This window comes from Micromonospora sp. WMMD754 (assembly GCF_049315235.1).
In the GTDB taxonomy this organism is placed as follows: Bacteria; Actinomycetota; Actinomycetes; order Mycobacteriales; family Micromonosporaceae; genus Micromonospora; species Micromonospora sediminicola.
In genome coordinates this window covers 6,591,507-6,609,979 of sequence record NZ_CP186058.1, presented here as the reverse complement: position 1 = coordinate 6,609,979, position 18,473 = coordinate 6,591,507, and the positions used below count along the sequence as shown (strand labels likewise).

The following is an 18,473-nucleotide window of genomic DNA, read 5'->3' as shown; positions in this document are numbered from 1 at the left end:
GCCCCGGATCAGGGCTGGTGAGGCTCGCCTGATGCAGCCCTGGCCACCTCAGCGTCGGGTCGACGTCATGAACCGGGTCCACGCAGCCGGGGTGAAGGTGAGCACCGGTCCGGCCAGGTCCTTCGAGTCGCGGACGCCGACCACACCGGGCAGGTTGCCGGCGACCTCCACGCAGTTGCCGCCGTTGCCGCCGCTGCGGGTGCTCTTGCGCCACCGGGCGCTGCTCAGGTCCATGCCGCCGCCGCTTCCCTCAACAGTTCCAGGGTCCGCGCGCGGGGCAGCGCCTCGCCCCGGATGCGTTCCCACCGGCGCTCCAGGGTAGCAATCTCCGAAGGCTGCTCGATGATCTGCGCGCGGGCCTGGCTGTCCACATGCGCCACCCGAGTGCCGTCGCGCAGCTCCGCGATGACGAACGGGCCGTCCAGCCCGGGATAGGTCGGCGTGTCCACCGGCACCACGTGGAGCTGCACGTTCGGCAGCTCGGCGCAGGCGAGCAGATAGGTCACCTGCGCGGCCATCAGTGCCCGGTCGCCGGCGGCGGCGCGGCGCAGCACCTGCTCGTCGAGCACCACGACGTACAGCGGCCCGCGCGCCCGGGTGAGGATGCCCTGCCGGTCCAGCCGGGCGGTGACCAGGTCGGTGACCTCGTCGGCGGTCAGCGGCTGGCCGATGAACGTGGCCCGGGCATACGCCTCGGTCTGCAACAGGCCCGGCACCCACGCCAGTTGGAAGGCGCGCAGCGCGACCGCCTCGCGTTCGATGTCCACCCACGGGCGGAACCACACCGGCTCGTGACGGCGGATCACGTCCGGCCAGAGCGCCTCGATCGGCTGGCCCAGCAGGTTCGCCACAGTCGCGCGGTGCCGGCTCTGCGGGATGTGCCCGGGGTTCGCCCACCGGGCCACCGTCTTCGGGTGCAGGCCGAGCCGCTCCGCCAGGCTCTCGGCGGTGTGGCCGGCGCCGGCCAGCGCGGTGACGAAGGCATGGTTCATGCCCGTTCCTCCCCGGAGCAAAGAACCGTCCGAAGGAGATTGCACAACGCTGTGTGATTGTTCGGGCACCCTCGGCATGGTGGAGGCATGACCGAACCGACACCGACATCGGCGTACCCCCGGGTGGTGCTGCCGCTGACCGATCGCGATCGTGCGGCGCTTCCTGTGGTTCCCGCCGCTCACCTGACTCCGAGGCACGCGCCGTCGCCCTCCGGCTGCGCTGAGGGTGTAAGGAAGGGCCCCCTATTAACGCCTGGGGTAGAGGAAGGGCCCCTTTTTAACAGCTCGCTGTTAAAAAGGGGCCCTTCCTTACATCCGAACTCAGCTGGCGATCATGCGGCGCAGCACGTACTGCAGGATGCCGCCGTGCCGGTAGTAGTCCGCCTCACCCGGCGTGTCGATGCGGACCACGGCGTCGAACTCCACGCCGGTGTCGGTGGTGACCTTCACCGTGCGCGGGGTGTCGCCGTCGTTCAGCGCGGTGACGCCGCTGATCGAGAACGTCTCCGTGCCGGTCAGGCCCAGCGACTCGGCGGTGGTGTCCACCGGGAACTGCAGCGGCAGCACGCCCATGCCGATCAGGTTCGAGCGGTGGATCCGCTCGTACGACTCGGCGATGACCGCCTTCACGCCCAGCAGCATGGTGCCCTTGGCCGCCCAGTCCCGCGACGAACCCGAGCCGTACTCCTTGCCGGCCAGGATGACCAGCGGGACGCCCGCCTCCTGGTAGGCCATCGAGGCGTCGTAGATCGAGGACTGCTCGCCGGTGAGGTGGTTGACCGTGAAGCCACCCTCCACCCCCGGGACGAGCTGGTTGCGCAGCCGGATGTTGGCGAACGTGCCCCGGATCATCACCTCGTGGTTGCCTCGGCGGGAGCCGTACGAGTTGAACTCGTGCCGGGCCACGCCGTGCTCGGCCAGGTACGTGCCGGCGGGGGAGTCCGCCTTGATCGAGCCGGCCGGGGAGATGTGGTCGGTGGTCACCGAGTCGCCCAGCTTCGCCAGCACCCGCGCGTCGGCGATGTCCTGCACCGGGGTCGGCTGCTGCTGCATGCCCTCGAAGTACGGGGGCTTACGCACGTAGGTCGACTCGCCGTCCCAGGAGAACGTGTCACCGGTCGGGGTCGGCAGCGACTGCCAGCGCTCGTCGCCGGCGAACACGTCGGCGTACGCGGAGCTGAAGCCGGTCGCGCCGATCGCCGAGGCGATGACGTCCTGGATCTCGGCGGTGTTCGGCCAGATCTCCCGCAGGTACACCGGGTTGCCCTGCGAGTCCTCACCGATCGGCTCGTTGGCCAGGTCGATGTCCATGGTGCCGGCGAGCGCGTACGCGACCACCAGCGGCGGGGACGCCAGGTAGTTCATCTTGACGTCCGGGTTGATCCGGCCCTCGAAGTTGCGGTTGCCGGACAGCACCGACACGACGGCCAGGTCGCCCTCGTTGACGGCGGCGGAGACCTCCTCCGGCAGCGGGCCGGAGTTGCCGATGCAGGTGGTGCAGCCGTAGCCGACCAGGTTGAAGCCGAGCTTCTCCAGGTACGGCGTGAGGCCGGAGCGGTCGTAGTAGTCCATGACGACCTTCGAGCCCGGGGCCAGGGTGGTCTTCACCCACGGCTTGCGGGCCAGGCCCTTCTCCACCGCGTTGCGGGCCAGCAGCGCGGCGCCGATCATCACCTGCGGGTTCGAGGTGTTGGTGCAGGAGGTGATCGCCGCGATCACCACGGCGCCGTGGTCCAGCTCGTACTCGACGCCGTCGGCGCCGGTCACGCGTACCGGGTTGGTGGCCCGGCCGCCCGCGCCCACGGCGGCGGTCTCCAGGTCGCGCGGCGCGTCCGCCGGGTCGTTGACGCCGTTGGCCGGGGCATCGCTGGCCGGGAAGGACTCGGCGCTGGCCTCGTCGGCCGGGCCGTCGGTGCCGAACGGCTTCTCCTGCTGCGGCACGCCGGGCTTGCGACCCGGGTCGCCGCCGGTCTCGTCGGCGGCCACGTAGTCGGTCAGCGCCGAGCGGAACAGCGTCTTGGCGCTGCCCAGCGGCACCCGGTCCTGCGGGCGCTTCGGGCCGGCCAGGGACGGCTCGATGGTGCCGAGGTCCAGCTCCAGGCGCTCCGAGTACTCCGGCTCGCGCGCCGGGTCGTGCCAGAGGCCCTGCTCCTTGGCGTACGCCTCGACCAGCGCGACCTGAGACGCGTCGCGGCCGGTCAGCTCCAGGTAGCGGACGGTCTCGGCGTCGATCGGGAAGATCGCCACGGTCGAGCCGTACTCCGGCGACATGTTGCCGATGGTGGCGCGGTTGGCCAGCGGCACCGCGCTCACGCCCGGGCCGTAGAACTCGACGAACTTGCCGACCACGCCGTGCTTCCGCAGCATCTCGGTGATGGTGAGCACCAGGTCGGTGGCGGTGGTGCCGGCCGGCATCTCGCCGGAGAGCTTGAAGCCGACAACGCGCGGGATCAGCATGCTGACCGGCTGGCCGAGCATCGCGGCCTCGGCCTCGATGCCACCGACGCCCCAACCCAGCACGCCCAGGCCGTTGACCATGGTGGTGTGCGAGTCGGTGCCGACGACCGTGTCCGGGTACGCCTGGCCGTTGCGCTCCATGATCGTACGGGCCAGGTACTCGATGTTGACCTGGTGCACGATGCCGGTGCCCGGCGGGACGACCTTGAACTCGTTGAACGCGGTCTGGCCCCAGCGCAGGAACTGGTAGCGCTCCTTGTTGCGCTCGTACTCCAGCTCGACGTTGCGCTCGAAGGCGTCCTCGCGGCCGAACAGGTCGGCGATGACGGAGTGGTCGATGACCAGCTCGGCCGGGGCGAGCGGGTTCACCTTGGTGGCGTCGCCGCCGAGGTCGCGGACCGCCTCGCGCATGGTGGCCAGGTCGACGACGCAGGGCACACCGGTGAAGTCCTGCATCAGCACCCGGGCCGGGGTGAACTGGATCTCCACGCTCGGGTCGGCGGTGGGGTCCCACGCGCCGAGCTGCTGGATGTGGTCGGCGGTGATGTTCGCGCCGTCCTCGGTCCGCAGCAGGTTCTCCAGCAGGATCTTCAAGCTGTAGGGCAGCCGATCGTGGCCCTCCACCTTGTCGATCCTGAAAATCTCGTAGCTCGCGTCTCCGACGCGTAGCTGGGTCTTCGCACCGAAGGTGTCGAGGCTCGCCACGTCGTACTCCTTCACACCAGCGACCGTGAGTAGTCCTGAGCAGTTTGTCGCACCGACCGGGGCGCCGCCGTGCTTAGGCGACACTTACCTACGTCGGTCTCTACAAAACCGTACGTCCGTCTTGCTATTCGCGCAACCTCGTGCCAGCGTGCGGGACGCGGAGGGCTCCCGGCCGGCGACGGGTCCACACGTGTCCTTCGGGCCCTCGGGAGGCGACGTCGCGCGGGTAGGGTCGGCGTGTGGTCGACGTGCAGCACTGGCTCTCCGCGCTACCCCCGGGCGTGATCTACCTGATCGTGGGCGGGGTGATCGGCGTCGAGAGCATGGGCATCCCACTGCCCGGCGAGATCGTGCTGGTCAGCTCCGCCCTGCTCGCCGCCGCCGGGGTGGTCCAGCCCGAGTGGGTGGCCATCGCCGCCGCGACCGGCGCGATCGTCGGCGACTCCATCGGGTACGCGGTGGGCCGCCGCGGCGGCCGGCCGCTGCTCGAACGGCTGGGTCGGCGCTTCCCCAAGCACCTCGGCCCGGCGCACCTGGCCCGCGCCGAGCAGAGCTTCGCCCGTCACGGTGTCTGGGCGGTCTTCTTCGGGCGGTTCGTCGCGCTGCTGCGCATCCTCGCCGGCCCGCTGGCCGGGGCGCTGCACGTGCCGTACCGGCGGTTCCTGGTGGCGAACGCGGCCGGCGGTCTGGTCTGGGCGTTCGGCACCACCTACCTGTTGTTCTCCGTCGGGCGGGCCGCCGAGCACTGGCTCAAGGACATCTCCTGGGCCGGGCTGGTGCTCGCCGTGCTGGCCGGCCTGGTCAGCACCGCGTGGCTGCGCCGCCGCGCGAAGCGGCTGGGCCCGGTCGAGACGCCCGACCAGGCCGAGCCGGTCGGGGCGACGGAACGCTGAGAAAGGGCCCGGCCCCGTGGTGGGGTCGGGCCCTTTGCTGTGTTGGTGGGTCAGCTGGTGCTGTAGCCGCGGGTGGCGATCCAGTCGGCGAGGTTGTCGATGCTCATCCGGTAGGTGGCGGTGTTCGGGTTGGCGCTGTCGGCGATGGTGACGGTGGTGCCGTTGTCGCGGTAGCCGATGACGCTGATGTAGTGGCCGCCTTCGAAGGAGTGGGTGGTGCCGTCGGTGTCGGTGGCGGTGCCGGCGATGTTGGCGACGATGGCGCGGCCGTCGTCGATGGTGCGCACGATGTCGGTGCGCAGGGTGTCGGTCTGCTTGTCGTCGGCCTTACCGCTCTTGATTTCGACGGAGCGGTAGGGCTTGCCGGTTTCCTTGTTCAGGACGGGGGTGATGTCGTTGATGCTGTTGGTGCCGGCTTCGGTGGTGCCCATTTCGCGGGCCATGGCGTCGACGTCGATGTTCTTGCCCAGGACGCTGATGGCGTTGCGGGCGGCGGCGGGGCCGCAGTAGTAGAAGTTGGGCTGGGCCTCGTAGCGCACGTCGAGTTCCCGCTCACCGTGTCCGCTCTTGGCGGCCATGGTGGTGGTCTTCTCGGCCGGGCTGGCGTGGGCGGCGATCGCGGGGCCGGCGATGCCACCGGCGGTCGCGGCGATACCGGCAGCGGTCAGGACGGTCTTACGCAGCAGGGTGGTAGCCATGATGGTGCCTCCCAAGGGGGGGTTGGGGGGACACGGCACGGGGGTGCCGTGCGAAGAGGGGGAAGTCTGAAAGCCCGGCGGCCCGGGGGCGCCTGTCCGGCGGCCAGCGGGTGGCCTGCACGGGCGGCTCAAGGGGGATGTAACCACCGGCCGGGGGCCGGTCATTCCAACCGGGCGGCCTGCCGGGGTCGGGGTGTGTAACCACCAGTGGCGGCCGATCCATTCCGACCGGGCCTGGCCTGCCGACGCGACGGTCGGGGGGCGCGCGGTCTACCCGGTACAACGCCTGACCCCCGGCACCGATTCCACGCTCACGGTGGCGCCGACCACGGCCGAACCGGACAAACGGCTCATGGCACGCAGCCCCGCACGCGGCGGCTCGCCGAACCGGACATCACGGGCACATCGCCGTCGACGCTGTCCGCGCCGACGCCGGCTTCTGGTCGGCGGTCGCGAAATCTCGGTAGGAAACGGCCCCGATCGGGGCCGTTTCCTACCGATCTCGGGTGTCTCGCAGGGGAGCGATGCTGAGGCGAGGCGGCGGCTCACCCCAGCCGGCGCAGTTGGCATCGGGCCGGCGGGCGCCACGGACGGGGGCGTCTGGTGGACCCGGCACGGGCCGGGCGACGCCCTCGACGTGCCGTTCTTCGACACGGTCAACGCGGTCACGGTGCCTTTCGAGCTGATGCCGTCAGCGACTCACGCGTTCCCGGAGCGGGCGGGCACCGGCGCCCCGAGTCGTTTCTGATATCAGCTCGAAAGGCGTTGCGGAGGCGAGTGCTGCGGGCGCGGGCTGTGGCCGACCCGTCCTGGGCGCGGGCGGCGACCGAGCCACCGGCCCGGCATCGTTCGCGTTCAGCGGCCGGGTGGCGGACACGCGAATGTCACGGTCCGACGCACCGACAGCCGGCCCAGGTCACCCCGGGCGTCCCACCCGAGGGTCGGCACCCGACACCAGCCGCGTCGCCGCGACGAGACCCCGCCGTGTCGCCGCCACCTCGGCGTCATGGATCGGGACGTCAGGTGAGCAGGTCGAGCAGGGCATCTCGGGCGGAGCGGACGGCAGTCCGGGATTCCTCGGTGTGGTCCAGAGCGTCGAATCCGTGCCGTCCGTTCGGTACGTCCACCACGCGCATCGGCCAACCCTGTCGCTCGGCGGCGGCGGTGAACGCCGCGACGGTGGAGGCGACCTCGGGTCGGTCCCGCCCGACCCGGGTCAGCACGAGCGTCGGCGAAGCGCCGGCGGCGGAAACCACACCGGCCGAGCCCGTGCCCGCCGCGCCGACCGCGCCCGCCGGTCCGATGGCGTCGGCTGCGGGGGGAGTGGGAGTGGGCGGGGTGAGGGCGTCGAGCGGGTGGAAACGCCGGTCGATCGGGGGCCATTCGGGCAGGGGTGCCAGCAGCGGGTACGTCGCGGCGAGGCCGCGCAGCCAACGGGGCGGGTCGCGCAGCCAGTCGCCGAGCAGCAGGCCCGCGCCGGAGAAGAACCACACTGCCAACCGGTCGCTGTCGACGCGGGGATCGGCCCGGAGCAGGGCGGCGGCGTCGACGACGCGGGTGGCGACGGTGGTCAGGTCGTCGGGGCTCGCCACGGCGAGCCGGGGGATCGCGACGACCGCGCCTCGGTCGGCGAGCAGGGCGCCGTAGCCGCGGTAGAGCGGCCAGTCCCGGGCGTCCGGCGCCTCCGGAGGCCCGGGAACGCCGTGCACCACCACGACCCCCGGGTGAGGGCCGTCGCCGGCGGGCAGGTGCAGTTCGACGTCGCCGTGCCGCTCGACCGGGGCAACCGGCGGATCGAGAATAAACTGTGTCTCCCAGAAACTGTTTCCCATCGCACCGATGATAGGGCAGGTCACCGCCGCCCGTAACCCTCCAGTCAGGAGGAGGAAGAAGCCTTCGCGTGCCGCTCGCGCAGCCGGTCCCGGATCTCCTCCGGCGTGTACGCCCGCCGCCGTCGTTCCGCCCGGGCCACCACCACGCCCGTCGCCGCGACGCCGGCGAGACCGGCCAGGCCGAGCAGCTTCCACCACCGCACTCGTTGCCGCATCGGCTTAGGGTAGTCCTCCATGAGCATCAGCCTGGACGAGGCCGTGGAGCTGACCCGCACCGGCGACCTGTGGGTGTTCCGCGGACGCAGCGTGCCCGATCGGGCCATCCAGTTCACCACCAACAGCCCGGTCAACCACGTGGGCATGGCGGTGGTGCTGGACGACATGCCGCCGTTGATGTGGCACGCGGAGCTGGGCCGCTCGCTGCCGGACATGTGGACCGGCACGCACCAGCGCGGCGTGCAACTACATGACCTGCGCGACGCGGTCTGCGTCTGGGCCAACCGCTACGGCCAGCGGGGCTGGCTGCGTCAGCTCGAACCGCCGGTCGACGCCGCGATGGAGGAGGCGGTGCTGCGTACCGTGGCCCGCCTCGACGGAACGCCCTTCCCGTCGACGGCGCAGCTCGCCTGGCGCTGGGCCCGGGGTCGGGTGCCGCACCCCCGCCGCCGTCCGTCCACCCCGGACGGGGGCCTGCCGACGGACGGGAGCGGGTCGACCGAGGGTGGCCGGACCTCCGGCCGCGACCGGGCGCTGGAGACGGCGTACTGCGCGGAGGTGGTCGCGGTGACCTACGAGGCGATGGGGCTGCTGCCCGCCGGCCGGCGCCCCAACTGGTACGACCCGGGGCGGTTCTGGAGCGGCGACGACCTGGCCCTGACCGGCGGCGCGCAGCTCGGCGCCGAGATCGAGGTGCGCATCCCACCCCGCTGACCAGGTTTGCCCGGTCGGCCGGCCGGTAATGAGGAGCCTCGTGACGGCTTCCACCGACCTCGACACGCTGACCGACTTCTTCGACCGGTACGGCGTGGCGCTGACCACCGCCGACGTGCCGGCCATCGCCGGCTGCTACGCCCTGCCCGGGCTGGTGGTCGCCGACACCTACAGCTTCTCGTTCACCTCACCGGCCGCCGTGGCGCTGAGCTTCGTCGGCGCCGCACCCGACTACCAGGAGCGGGAACTGGTCGCCGCGAACGCCCAGATCGAGGACGTGCAGCAGGTGTCGGCGCTGCTCACCGAGGTGGCGGTGCGGTGGGAGTTCCTGGACAGCCAGGGTGGCGCGGTGCCGGGCGAGCGCTACCGCTACGTGCTGCGGACCACCGACGAGGGCCCGGTGATCTGCACCGTCATCCGCACCGCCTGAACCGCCCCCGGGTGTTAAGCGGGGGCCCCTCCTCTACCGCATGCGTTAAGAAGGGGCCCCTCCTTACTTGTCAGCGGCGGCTGCCGACCCAGTGGTCGGCCTCGGGCGCCGAGTGCAGGCCCGGCTCGTGCAGGCCCTCCTCGGTCACCTGGCCGATCCGGCGGTAGGTGTCCGGCCGGCTGGTCCGCAGCACCGCGCCCCAGATCAGGCCGAGCGCACCGGCGATCACCGGGATCGCCGGCAGCAGCCACTTGAGGTAGCTCGCGGTGTCCGGCGCGAGCAGCGCGTCGAAGTTGAACAGCAGCACCAGCAGCACGGCGGTGAGCAGGACCGTGCCGAGCGCCGGGGCGATCGCCCGCTGCCACAGCGTCTCCGGGCCGGAGCGGCCCCGGAAGAAGCCGACGACGGCGGCGGAGGTGAGCGTCATCAGCAGCACGACACCGACCGCGGCCGAGCCGGACAGCCAGGTGAACAGGTCGATGACCGGGTCCCGGCCGGTGACCGCGAACGTCAGGAAGACGACCACGGCCAGCACGCTCTGCACCAGCGAGCCCGCGACCGGAGCGCCGCTGCGGCTGGAGGTGGCGCCGAGGAAGCGGGGCAGGACGTTCTCCCGGCCCAGCGCGAACAGGTAGCGGGCGACGCCGTTGTGGAACGACAGCAGGGCGGCGAGCACGCTGGTGATGAACAGGACGTTGGCGATGTCCGCGACGACCGCGCCGGTGTACTGGTCGAGGGCGCCGAAGACGACGCCCGGCCCGGCCTCGCCGCTGGCCTGCGGCGCGTTCTCCGGCCCGGTGAGCACGGTCAGCGCCCAGGCGGAGAAGGCGTAGAACAGACCGGTGAAGGCGACCGCGATGTAGGTGGCGCGGGCCACCGTGCGCCGCGGGTCCTTCACCTCCTCGCTGTAGATGGCGCCGCTCTCGAAGCCGGTGAAGGAGGCGATGGTGAAGGCGAGCACGGCGCCGAACCCGGCCCCGAACAACTGCCCGGGGCTGATGCCGGCGGTGGTGACGCTGCCGCCGGCCGGGTGGGCGAACGCGACCAGGTCGAAGATCAGCACCACGATGCACTCGAGGACGAGCAGCACCGCCAGCACGCTCGCGTTGAGGTCGATGCGCAGCACGCCGAGCAGGCCGATGAAGACCCAGGCCAGCAGCGCCCAGACCCACCAGGCCAGGTCCAGCCCGGCCTTGGCCGACATGAAGTCGGAGACGATGGCGCCGAGCAGCCCGTAGAGGCCGATCTGGATGGCGTTGTACGCGGCCAACGCGACCGCCGAGCCGGCCACCCCGCCGGCCCGGCCGAGGCCGTTGGCGATGTACGCGTAGAACGCGCCGGCGTTGGCGACGTACCGGCTCATCGCGGCGTAGCCGGTGGCGAAGACCGCGAGGACGGCGGCGAGCAGCAGGAAGCCGAGCGCGGCGCCGATGTTGCCGCTGACGGCGTACATGGTGGTGACGCCGCCGCCGAGAACGGTCAGCGGGGCCGACGCGGCGACGGTGAAGAAGACGAGATGGGCGGTGCCGAGACGGCCACGGCGCAGCCCACCGTCGGAGAAGAACGGATCGGAGGACAAGGCTTCTCCAGGGGAGGGGGTGAGGGGGTAGGGGTGTCTACTTCGGAACAGCCTCAGGCAGGGTATTGGTGATCACGGATCGTCACAACCCCACTTCGATATCGATTGGGGCGCGCGCGTGCGACCGGAATTGAGCTGTGCGTGGTCATGCCGTACCGTCCCGTGTCGACGATCACGGCCACCGTTCGAGGATGGACCATGACCTACCCCGGGGCACAAGCCACGTACCGGCTCGCCGATGCGCTGTTCCTCATCGGACACGACGAGTTCACCGGTAAGCCGCACGTCGCCGTCGACCGGCTGGAGTGCGGGCTGGCCGGTGCCGCGCTCGCCGAGCTGATGTTCGAGGGGCGGATCGCGCTCGACGGTGGCGGCATCGCCGCGGTCGACCCACGGTTGTGGCAGGAGCCGCTGACCGATCTGCTGATCACCGAGATCCTGCGTCGTGAGGGCGCGCATCCGGCCCGGCTGTGGATCCGCTACCTGCGCACCCAGCTCAACATCAACGAGCGGGTCGGCACCCGGCTGGTCACCGCCGGCGTCCTGCGACGCGAGCAGGGCAAGCTCATCGGCCGGTCGGTCCGCTGGCCGGCCATCGACCCGAACCAGGCGGCCTCGCCCCGGGTGCGGCTGACCGCCATGCTGATGCACTCGTCCCCGGCCGAGCTGGACCCGGGCACGCTGCTGCTGGCCAGCCTCGCCGAGGCGGTCGGGCTCGCCGCGCACATCTTCGACCCGCAAGTGGGCGGCCGGATGCGGGACTGCCGGCGGTTCCTGCCGGCGCAGCTCGACGGGCTGCTCGCCGCCGTGGTCGGCGCGCTCGACGCCAGCACCACGACGGTACGCCGCTGAGGTCCCGCCCCGACGGGCCGGGGCGGGACCGCCCCGCTCAGGCGGGGTCGCGCCACATCGGGTAGAGGCTGGGTCCCTCGGGCAGGTCCAGCGTCACCGGACGGCGCCGGAAACCGAGCCGCTCGTAGAGCGCGGCGTTGCGCGGAGTGCTGGCCTCCAGGTACGCGGCGGTGCCGGACCGGTCCAGCTCGGCCAGCCGGTCGCGCAGCAACGCCGATCCGACACCCCTGCCGTGGTGGTCGGGGTGCACGCCGATGAACGGCAGGTACCAGTGCGGCTCGCCGGGGTGGTTGGCGGCCATCAGCTCGTCGAGCACGCCGAAGCGCTTCATCGCCTCCGGCCCGATCGCGCTCTCCAGGTCGGCGAGCTCCTCACCCTCGTCCTCAGCGTGGTCGCCTCCGACCGGCAGCCAGAGCGTGGCGCCCAGACCGTCGCCGGCGACGTGGACCTCACCGGTCCGCAGCGCGAGGGCGACGAACGGCCCGAAGAACGCGGGGTGCACCCGCGCGCGGTGGTCGTCGGCCGGGAAGATCCAGCCGCTCACCGGGTCGCGCATGAACGCCTCGGCGAGGATTGCGGTCACGACGGCGGCGTCCTGCGTGGACGCTCGCCGGATGTTGCCCTGCCACTGAGTCACTGCCACCCGTCCTGCCGGCTGCACGAGCCATTGTGGTCATTGATCGGCGTGCAACGTATCAGGTGCCTGCCGTCGCGCGGCAGACCCCGCGGACCGCTCGCCGTACCCCGGTCTCCGTGGCTACGCTGGCCCGGCCCGCCGAACGGAGGACCATGTCCCGTACGCGTCGCCCCGGCTCCTCGCCCGGGGCCGCCATCACCTCGTCGCCCTGGGTCCTGGTCGCGATCGGGGTCATCGTGATGGTGGTGCTGCTGGTGGTGGCGCTCGGCTCGGTGCGGGGCCGGCGGACGTTCCCGGCGGCCGCGCCGTCGGACCCGGTGATGTCGCTGCCGGGGCTGCCGTCGTCCCCGCCCACCCCGTCCGGCGGCCCGGCCGCCCCGTCGAGCACCGCCGCGCGGCCCGTGGTCCCGGGGCTGTCCCCGCGGTCGACCGTGCTGCCCGCCGCGCCGACGCCGGTCGCGCCGACGAGCAGCCCGCGCGCCGGCGGCCGACCCGCCCCGCCGCCTCCGCCGCCGGCCCCGCCGTCCGCCGTGACCGGCCGGTACGCGGTGGTGAGCAGCTTCGACGGCGGTTTCATCGGCGAGGTGCGGCTGGTCAACACCGGAGGCGCGGCGCGGGGTTGGACGGTGCGGCTGACGTTCCCCGGGGGCCGGCTGGTCACGGCCTGGGTGCAGGGCGCCGAGCAGGGCACGTTCGGCTTTGCCGACGACGTGTTCACCTACCGCAGCGGTGTCGACCTGGCCGCGGGCGCGTCGGTGCCGGTGCAGTTCCACATCGAACGGGCGGGCCTCCGTCCGGCGAGCTGCACGGTCGACGGCGTGACCTGCGCCGGGCTCTGATCGGGCGGCGACGCCGGCACCTCGCTTGCAAGATGACTGCTTTGTTGCAGCATCGTTTGCAAGGTATTGCAGAATGTTTCGGCAAGGGCTAGCGTGCGGGCGAATCAGCGACCAGAGAAAGGCCGTCGATGAAACCGCCGCCGATATCCCCCAAGGCGCTGCTCGCCCTGGTCTCCTCCCTCGTACTCACTCTCGTCGGCGTTCCGGTGGCCCTCCACCAGCTGAACGCCGACGGCACCGACCGCGCCACCACCCCCGACGTGCTCGCGGCCGGGAACGCCCCGCAGTGGGACCGCGAACCGTCCGCCGACACGCTGCTCAAGGCCGGCCGGACCACCGCCAAGGCGGAGCAGTTCTACTTCGTGCTGCCGGACCGCTTCGCCAACGGCGACAAGCGCAACGACACCGGCGGCCTCCGCGGCGACCGGCTCGCCACCGGCCTGGACCCGAAGGACAAGGGCTTCTACCACGGCGGTGACCTCAAGGGCGTCATCGACAAGATGGACTACATCCAGGGGATGGGCACCACCGCCATCTGGCTGGCGCCGATCTTCAAGAACCGGCCGGTGCAGGGCACCGGCGCCGACGTCTCGGCCGGCTACCACGGCTACTGGATCACCGACTTCACCCAGGTCGACCCGCACTTCGGCACCAACGCGGAGCTGAAGAAGCTGGTGGACCTGGCGCACCGGCGCGGGATCAAGGTCTACCTCGACATCATCGTCAACCACACCGCCGACATCATCCGGTACGCCGAGGACAAGTACGGCTACGTGGACAAGAAGACCGCGCCGTACACGGACACGCGGGGGCGCGCCTTCGAGGACCGCAACTACGCCGACGGCACGCGGAAGTTCCCCGCGGTGAACTCGACGTCGTTCCCGTACACCCCGACGTTCGCCAGCCCGGCCGACGCGAAGGTCAAGGTCCCGGCGTGGCTCAACGACCCGACCATGTACCACAACCGCGGCGACTCCACCTTCGCCGGTGAGAACAGCGAGTACGGCGACTTCTTCGGCCTCGACGACCTGTGGACCGAGCGTCCCGAGGTGGTGCGCGGCATGACCGACATCTACGGCCAGTGGATCGGGAAGGCCGGCGTCGACGGCTTCCGCCTGGACACGGTCAAGCACGCCAACCTCGACTTCTGGCCGCAGTTCACCCGGGGCATCGACGCCTACGCGGCGAAGGCCGGCAAGAAGGACTTCTTCATGTTCGGCGAGGTCTACAGCGCCGACCAGGAGATCGAGTCGACCTACGTGCGGCAGGGCGGCCTGCCCGCCACGCTCGACTTCTCGTTCCAGGAGGCCGCGCGCGGCTACACCGCCGCGGACGGCTCGGCCAAGGCGCTCGCCGACGTGTACGCCAAGGACGACCTCTACTCCGCCCGCGGCACGAACGCGAACCGGCTGACCACGTTCCTCGGCAACCACGACATGGGCCGGATCGGCTCGTTCATCGCCGCGGCCGGCGGTGACGACGCCGCCCAACTGCGCCGCGACCAGCTCGCCCACCAGCTGATGTTCCTCACCCGAGGCCAGCCGGTGGTCTACTCCGGCGACGAGCAGGGCTTCACCGGCCCCGGCGGCGACAAGGACGCCCGCCAGGACATGTTCGCCTCGCGCACCGCGGACTACCTCGACGACGACCTGATCGGCACCACCCGCACCCACGCCGCCGACCAGTACGACACCCGGCACCCGCTCTACCGGACCATCGCCGAGCTGGGCAAGCTGCGGGCGGCGCACCCGGCGCTGCGCGACGGCGTCCAGGTCACCCGCCACGCCGCCGACGGCCCGGGCGTCTTCGCGTTCTCCCGCGTCCTGGCGTCCGATCGGGTGGAGTACGTCGCGGCCGTGAACAACGCCTCGACCCCGCAGACTGTCACCGTGGACACGTGGTCGGCCGGCAGCCGCTTCACCGGCGTGTACGGCGGCGCCGCCACCACCACGGCCGGCGGCGACGGCAAGCTGAGCCTCACCGTGCCGGCGATGTCGGCAGTGGTGCTCAAGGCCGACCGTGCCATCCCGGCGGCCGGCGCGGCCCCGCGGATCACGCTCACCGAGCCGGGTGACGCGCCGGTCCCCACCCGGACCGCGATCACCGCCCAGGTCGAGGGTGACCCGCTGGCCACCGTCACGTTCGCCGCCCGGGTCCCCGGCGGGAGGTGGACGCTGCTGGGCACCGCCGACCGGGCCCCGTACACGGTCCACCACGACCTGACCGGCCTGGCCGGCGGCACGAAGGTCGAGTACAAGGCGGTGGTCCGCGACGGCAAGGGCCGGACCGCCACCGCCCGCACCGCCGGCACCGTCGGCACGCCGGCCCAGGGCGCGTCCCGGGACTGGGCGATCGTGCACTACCAGCGCCCGGCCGGCGGGTACGACGACTGGGGGCTCTACACCTGGGGCGACATCGACCCGGCGTACGCCACCGAGTGGCCCAAGGGGCAGCCGTTCGCCGGTGAGGACTCGTACGGCCGGTTCGCCTGGGTGAAGCTCAAGCCGGGTGCGAAGTCGGTCGGCTTCCTCGTGGTCGACAAAGACGGCAACAAGGACGTGGCGAACGACCGCACCATCGACGTGACCCAGACCGGCGAGGTCTGGGTGAAGCAGGGCGACCCGACGCTCTACCCGACCCGGCAGGCCGCCACCGGCGAGCCCGACCCGCCGGTCGACCAGGGCACCGCGGTCATCCACTGGCGCAAGGCCGACGGCAACTACGACGGCTGGGGCCTGTACCTGTGGGACGGCGCGGCCAACCCGACCGACTGGGCCGCCCCGCTCAAGCCGGAGAAGATCGACGCGTACGGCGCGGTGTTCCGGGTGCCCCTCGCCGCCGGCGCGACCGGGCTGAGCTACATCATTCACCGTGGCGACGAGAAGGACCAGCCGGACGACCAGCGGCTCGACCTGACCGCCGTCGGGCACGAGGTCTGGTTGTTGGCGGGGGTCAAGGGTCGGCTGCTGCCCGCCGCCACCACCGGCGCCGCCAAGGACCTCGACCTGACCAAGCAGAAGGCGCAGTGGATCGACCGGTCCACCGTCGCCTGGGCCACCGGACCGACCGACGGCAAGCGGTACGCGCTGGTCGCCGCCCCGGCCGGCGGCCTCGGCATCGCCGACGGCGAGCTGACCGGCACGTACACCACGCTGCCGCTGCGGGCGCAGCGCAACGGGCTGACCGAGGCGCAACGGCAGGCGTACCCCCAGCTCTGGACCTATCGCGCGTTCACGCTGGACCGCGCCGACCTGGCCAAGGTGCCGGCGGCGCTGCGCGGGCAGCTCGTGGTCACCGAGCGGGACGCCGAGGGCGCCCTGCTCGGCGCCACCGGGGTGCAGATCCCGGGCGTGCTCGACGACGTCTACGCGGCGGCCACCGGGGCGAAGCTCGGCCCGACGTTCGCCGGCCGGGTGCCCACCCTGGCCGTGTGGGCGCCGACCGCGCGGAAGGTGTCGCTGCAGCTGTTCGACTCGCCGACGGCGCAGCCGAGCACGGTGGCGATGAGCCGCAACGACCGCACCGGCGTCTGGTCGGTGCGCGGCACCAAGGCGTGGACCGGCCGCTACTACCGCTACCAGGTCGAGGCCTGGCAGCCGGCGGCGCAGAAGGTGGTCACCGCGTCGGTGACCGACCCGTACTCGGTGGCGCTCGCGCCGAACTCGACGCACAGCCAGATCGTCGACCTGAGCGACCCGGCCCTGGCGCCGGCCGGCTGGTCGAAGCTGCGCAAGCCCGCGGCGGCGCCCGCCTCCAAGGCGCAGATCTCCGAGCTGTCGGTGCGCGACTTCTCCATCGCCGACAGCACGGTCCCGGCGGAGAAGCGGGGCACCTACCTCGCCTTCACCGACCCGAGGACCGCCGGGATGACGCACCTGCGGGCGCTCGGCGACGCCGGGGTGAACTACCTCCACCTGCTGCCCGCGTTCGACTTCGCCACCATCCCGGAGAAGCGGGCCGACCAGGCCCGGCCCGCCTGCGATCTGGCGAAGCTGCCGCCGGACTCGGAGGAGCAGCAGAAGTGCGTCGCGGCGGTGGCCGAGACCGACGGCTACAACTGGGGGTACGACCCGCTGCACTACACCGTCCCGGAGGGCGGCTACGCGGTCGACCCGAGCGGCGCGAAGCGCACCACCGAGTTCCGGCAGATGGTCGCCGGGGTGAACCAGGCCGGCCTGCGGGTGGTCATGGACGTGGTCTACAACCACACCTCGGCCGCGGGGACCGACCCGAAGTCGGTGCTCGACCAGGTGGTGCCCGGCTACTACCACCGGCTGCTGGACGACGGCGCGGTCGCCAACTCGACCTGCTGCGCCAACACCGCCCCGGAGCACGCCATGATGGGCAAGCTCGTGGTGGACTCGCTGGTCACCTGGGCCAAGGCGTACAAGGTGGACGGCTTCCGGTTCGACCTGATGGGTCACCACCCGAAGGCGAACATCCTGGCCGTGCGGGCCGCGCTGGACAAGCTCACGCTCGCCCGCGACGGGGTGGACGGCCGGAAGATCCTGCTCTACGGCGAGGGTTGGAACTTCGGCGAGGTCGCCAACGACGCCCGGTTCGTCCAGGCCACCCAGGCCAACATGGCCGGCACCGGGGTCGGCACGTTCAACGACCGGCTCCGCGACGCGGTGCGCGGCGGCGGTCCGTTCGACGCCAACCCGCGCGTGCAGGGCTTCGCCTCCGGCCTGTTCACCGACCCCAACGGGGACGCCGTGAACGGCTCGGCGGCCGAGCAGAAGGCCCGGCTGCTGCACGGCCACGACCTGATCAAGGTGGGCCTGACCGGCAACCTGCGTGACTACCGGTTCACCGACTCCGCCGGGAAGACGGTCACCGGCGCCCAGGTCGACTACAACGGCTCCCCGGCCGGCTACACGGCAGCACCGGGCGAGGCGGTCACGTACGTCGACGCGCACGACAACGAGATCCTCTACGACGCGCTGGCGTACAAGCTGCCGCAGGGGACCTCGGCGCAGGACCGGGCGCGGATGCAGGTGCTGGCGCTGGCCACCACCGCGCTCGGGCAGGGCACCGGGTTCGTGACGGCCGGCTCGGAGCGGCTGCGCTCGAAGTCGCTGGACCGCAACTCGTACAACTCCGGTGACTGGTTCAACCAGATCCGCTGGGACTGCGCCCAGGGCAACGGGTTCGGCGCCGGCCTGCCGCCGGAGCAGGACAACAAGGACAAGTGGCCGTACGCGAAGCCGCTGCTGGCCGATCCGAAGCTGGTGCCGGACTGCGCGGCGGTCGAGCTGGCCGACGCCCGGTACGCGGAGCTGCTGCGGGTCCGGCGCTCCTCGCCGGTGTTCGGCCTGTCCACCGCCGCGCAGGTGCAGAAGCGGGTCGCGTTCCCGCTGTCCGGGGAGAAGGAGACCCCGGGCGTGCTGACCATGACCCTGGACGCCCGCGGGCTGGACGGGAAGTGGAAGTCGGTGACCGTCGTCTTCAACGCCACCCCGGAGACGGCGAAGCAGACCGTGAGCGGTCTGCGGGGGGCGACCGTGGCGCTGCACCCGGTGCTGCGCGACTCGGCCGATCCGGCGCTGCGGACGGCCTCGTTCGACCGGGCCGGCGGCACCTTCACGGTGCCGGCGCGCAGCGTGGCGGTCTTCGTCCAGAGCTGATC

The 18,473-nt window shown here is 71.9% G+C and carries 14 protein-coding genes; 6 read left to right on the top strand and 8 right to left on the bottom strand.

From position 1 onward, the window contains the following. Positions 1-48: 48 nt before the first annotated feature. The 3 genes from ACN27B_RS30840 to ACN27B_RS30830 all read right to left on the bottom strand — a co-directional run bounded on the left by ACN27B_RS30840 (position 49) and on the right by ACN27B_RS30830 (position 4,169). A complete protein-coding gene (locus tag ACN27B_RS30840; protein WP_422742856.1) occupies positions 49-234 on the bottom strand; it encodes a DUF397 domain-containing protein in 186 nt (61 codons plus the stop codon). Further along, complete coding sequence (locus tag ACN27B_RS30835) at positions 225-992, bottom strand: Scr1 family TA system antitoxin-like transcriptional regulator (protein WP_422742854.1); 768 nt, start codon at positions 990-992, stop codon at positions 225-227. The genes ACN27B_RS30840 and ACN27B_RS30835 overlap by 10 nt, the downstream gene beginning before the upstream one ends. Before the next feature lie 321 nt (positions 993-1,313). Next, a complete protein-coding gene (locus tag ACN27B_RS30830; RefSeq protein ID WP_091573447.1) occupies positions 1,314-4,169 on the bottom strand; it encodes an aconitate hydratase in 2,856 nt (951 codons plus the stop codon). Positions 4,170-4,393: 224 nt separating this feature from the next. Here ACN27B_RS30830 and ACN27B_RS30825 point away from each other — a divergent pair, with 224 nt between their 5' ends. Further along, positions 4,394-5,047 carry a DedA family protein gene (locus ACN27B_RS30825; protein WP_099164420.1) on the top strand — a complete coding sequence of 218 codons (654 nt, stop codon included), beginning with the start codon at positions 4,394-4,396 and terminating at the stop codon, positions 5,045-5,047. Between the two features lie 50 nt (positions 5,048-5,097). Here the strand turns inward: ACN27B_RS30825 and ACN27B_RS30820 are convergent, their stop codons facing one another. The 3 genes from ACN27B_RS30820 to ACN27B_RS30810 form a co-directional block, all read right to left on the bottom strand. Beyond that, on the bottom strand, positions 5,098-5,745 hold the full coding sequence (locus ACN27B_RS30820) for a C39 family peptidase (protein ID WP_422742851.1): 648 nt from the start codon (positions 5,743-5,745) through the stop codon (positions 5,098-5,100). A 1,019-nt stretch (positions 5,746-6,764) separates the two neighbouring features. Beyond that, entirely contained in the window at positions 6,765-7,577 is an 813-nt protein-coding gene (locus ACN27B_RS30815) for a hypothetical protein (protein ID WP_422742849.1), read from the bottom strand. 44 nt (positions 7,578-7,621) lie between these two features. Continuing rightward, on the bottom strand, positions 7,622-7,792 hold the full coding sequence (locus ACN27B_RS30810; protein ID WP_172967964.1) for a hypothetical protein: 171 nt from the start codon (positions 7,790-7,792) through the stop codon (positions 7,622-7,624). A gap of 19 nt (positions 7,793-7,811) precedes the next feature. Between ACN27B_RS30810 and ACN27B_RS30805 the strand changes: the two genes are divergently transcribed. Both ACN27B_RS30805 and ACN27B_RS30800 read left to right on the top strand, forming a co-directional pair. After that, the gene (locus ACN27B_RS30805) at positions 7,812-8,507 is read left to right on the top strand and encodes a hypothetical protein (RefSeq protein ID WP_099164423.1); all 696 of its coding nucleotides are present in this window, start codon (positions 7,812-7,814) and stop codon (positions 8,505-8,507) included. Between the two features lie 40 nt (positions 8,508-8,547). Continuing rightward, a complete protein-coding gene (locus tag ACN27B_RS30800; protein ID WP_091573452.1) occupies positions 8,548-8,937 on the top strand; it encodes a hypothetical protein in 390 nt (129 codons plus the stop codon). Positions 8,938-9,007: 70 nt separating this feature from the next. Here the strand turns inward: ACN27B_RS30800 and ACN27B_RS30795 are convergent, their stop codons facing one another. Further along, on the bottom strand, positions 9,008-10,516 hold the full coding sequence (locus tag ACN27B_RS30795) for an APC family permease (protein ID WP_099164424.1): 1,509 nt from the start codon (positions 10,514-10,516) through the stop codon (positions 9,008-9,010). Positions 10,517-10,714: 198 nt separating this feature from the next. Between ACN27B_RS30795 and ACN27B_RS30790 the strand changes: the two genes are divergently transcribed. Next, entirely contained in the window at positions 10,715-11,368 is a 654-nt protein-coding gene (locus ACN27B_RS30790; protein ID WP_099164425.1) for a GOLPH3/VPS74 family protein, read from the top strand. 37 nt (positions 11,369-11,405) lie between these two features. Here the strand turns inward: ACN27B_RS30790 and ACN27B_RS30785 are convergent, their stop codons facing one another. Continuing rightward, positions 11,406-12,011, bottom strand: a complete 606-nt coding sequence (locus ACN27B_RS30785) for a GNAT family N-acetyltransferase (RefSeq protein WP_253866275.1) — start codon at positions 12,009-12,011, stop codon at positions 11,406-11,408. Between the two features lie 146 nt (positions 12,012-12,157). Between ACN27B_RS30785 and ACN27B_RS30780 the strand changes: the two genes are divergently transcribed. Together ACN27B_RS30780 and pulA are read left to right on the top strand one after the other, a co-directional pair. After that, on the top strand, positions 12,158-12,844 hold the full coding sequence (locus ACN27B_RS30780; RefSeq protein ID WP_422742845.1) for a cellulose binding domain-containing protein: 687 nt from the start codon (positions 12,158-12,160) through the stop codon (positions 12,842-12,844). A gap of 128 nt (positions 12,845-12,972) precedes the next feature. Beyond that, positions 12,973-18,471: a pullulanase-type alpha-1,6-glucosidase gene (gene pulA, locus ACN27B_RS30775; RefSeq protein ID WP_422742841.1), complete on the top strand. Its 5,499-nt coding sequence runs from the start codon at positions 12,973-12,975 to the stop codon at positions 18,469-18,471. Positions 18,472-18,473 lie beyond the last annotated feature (2 nt).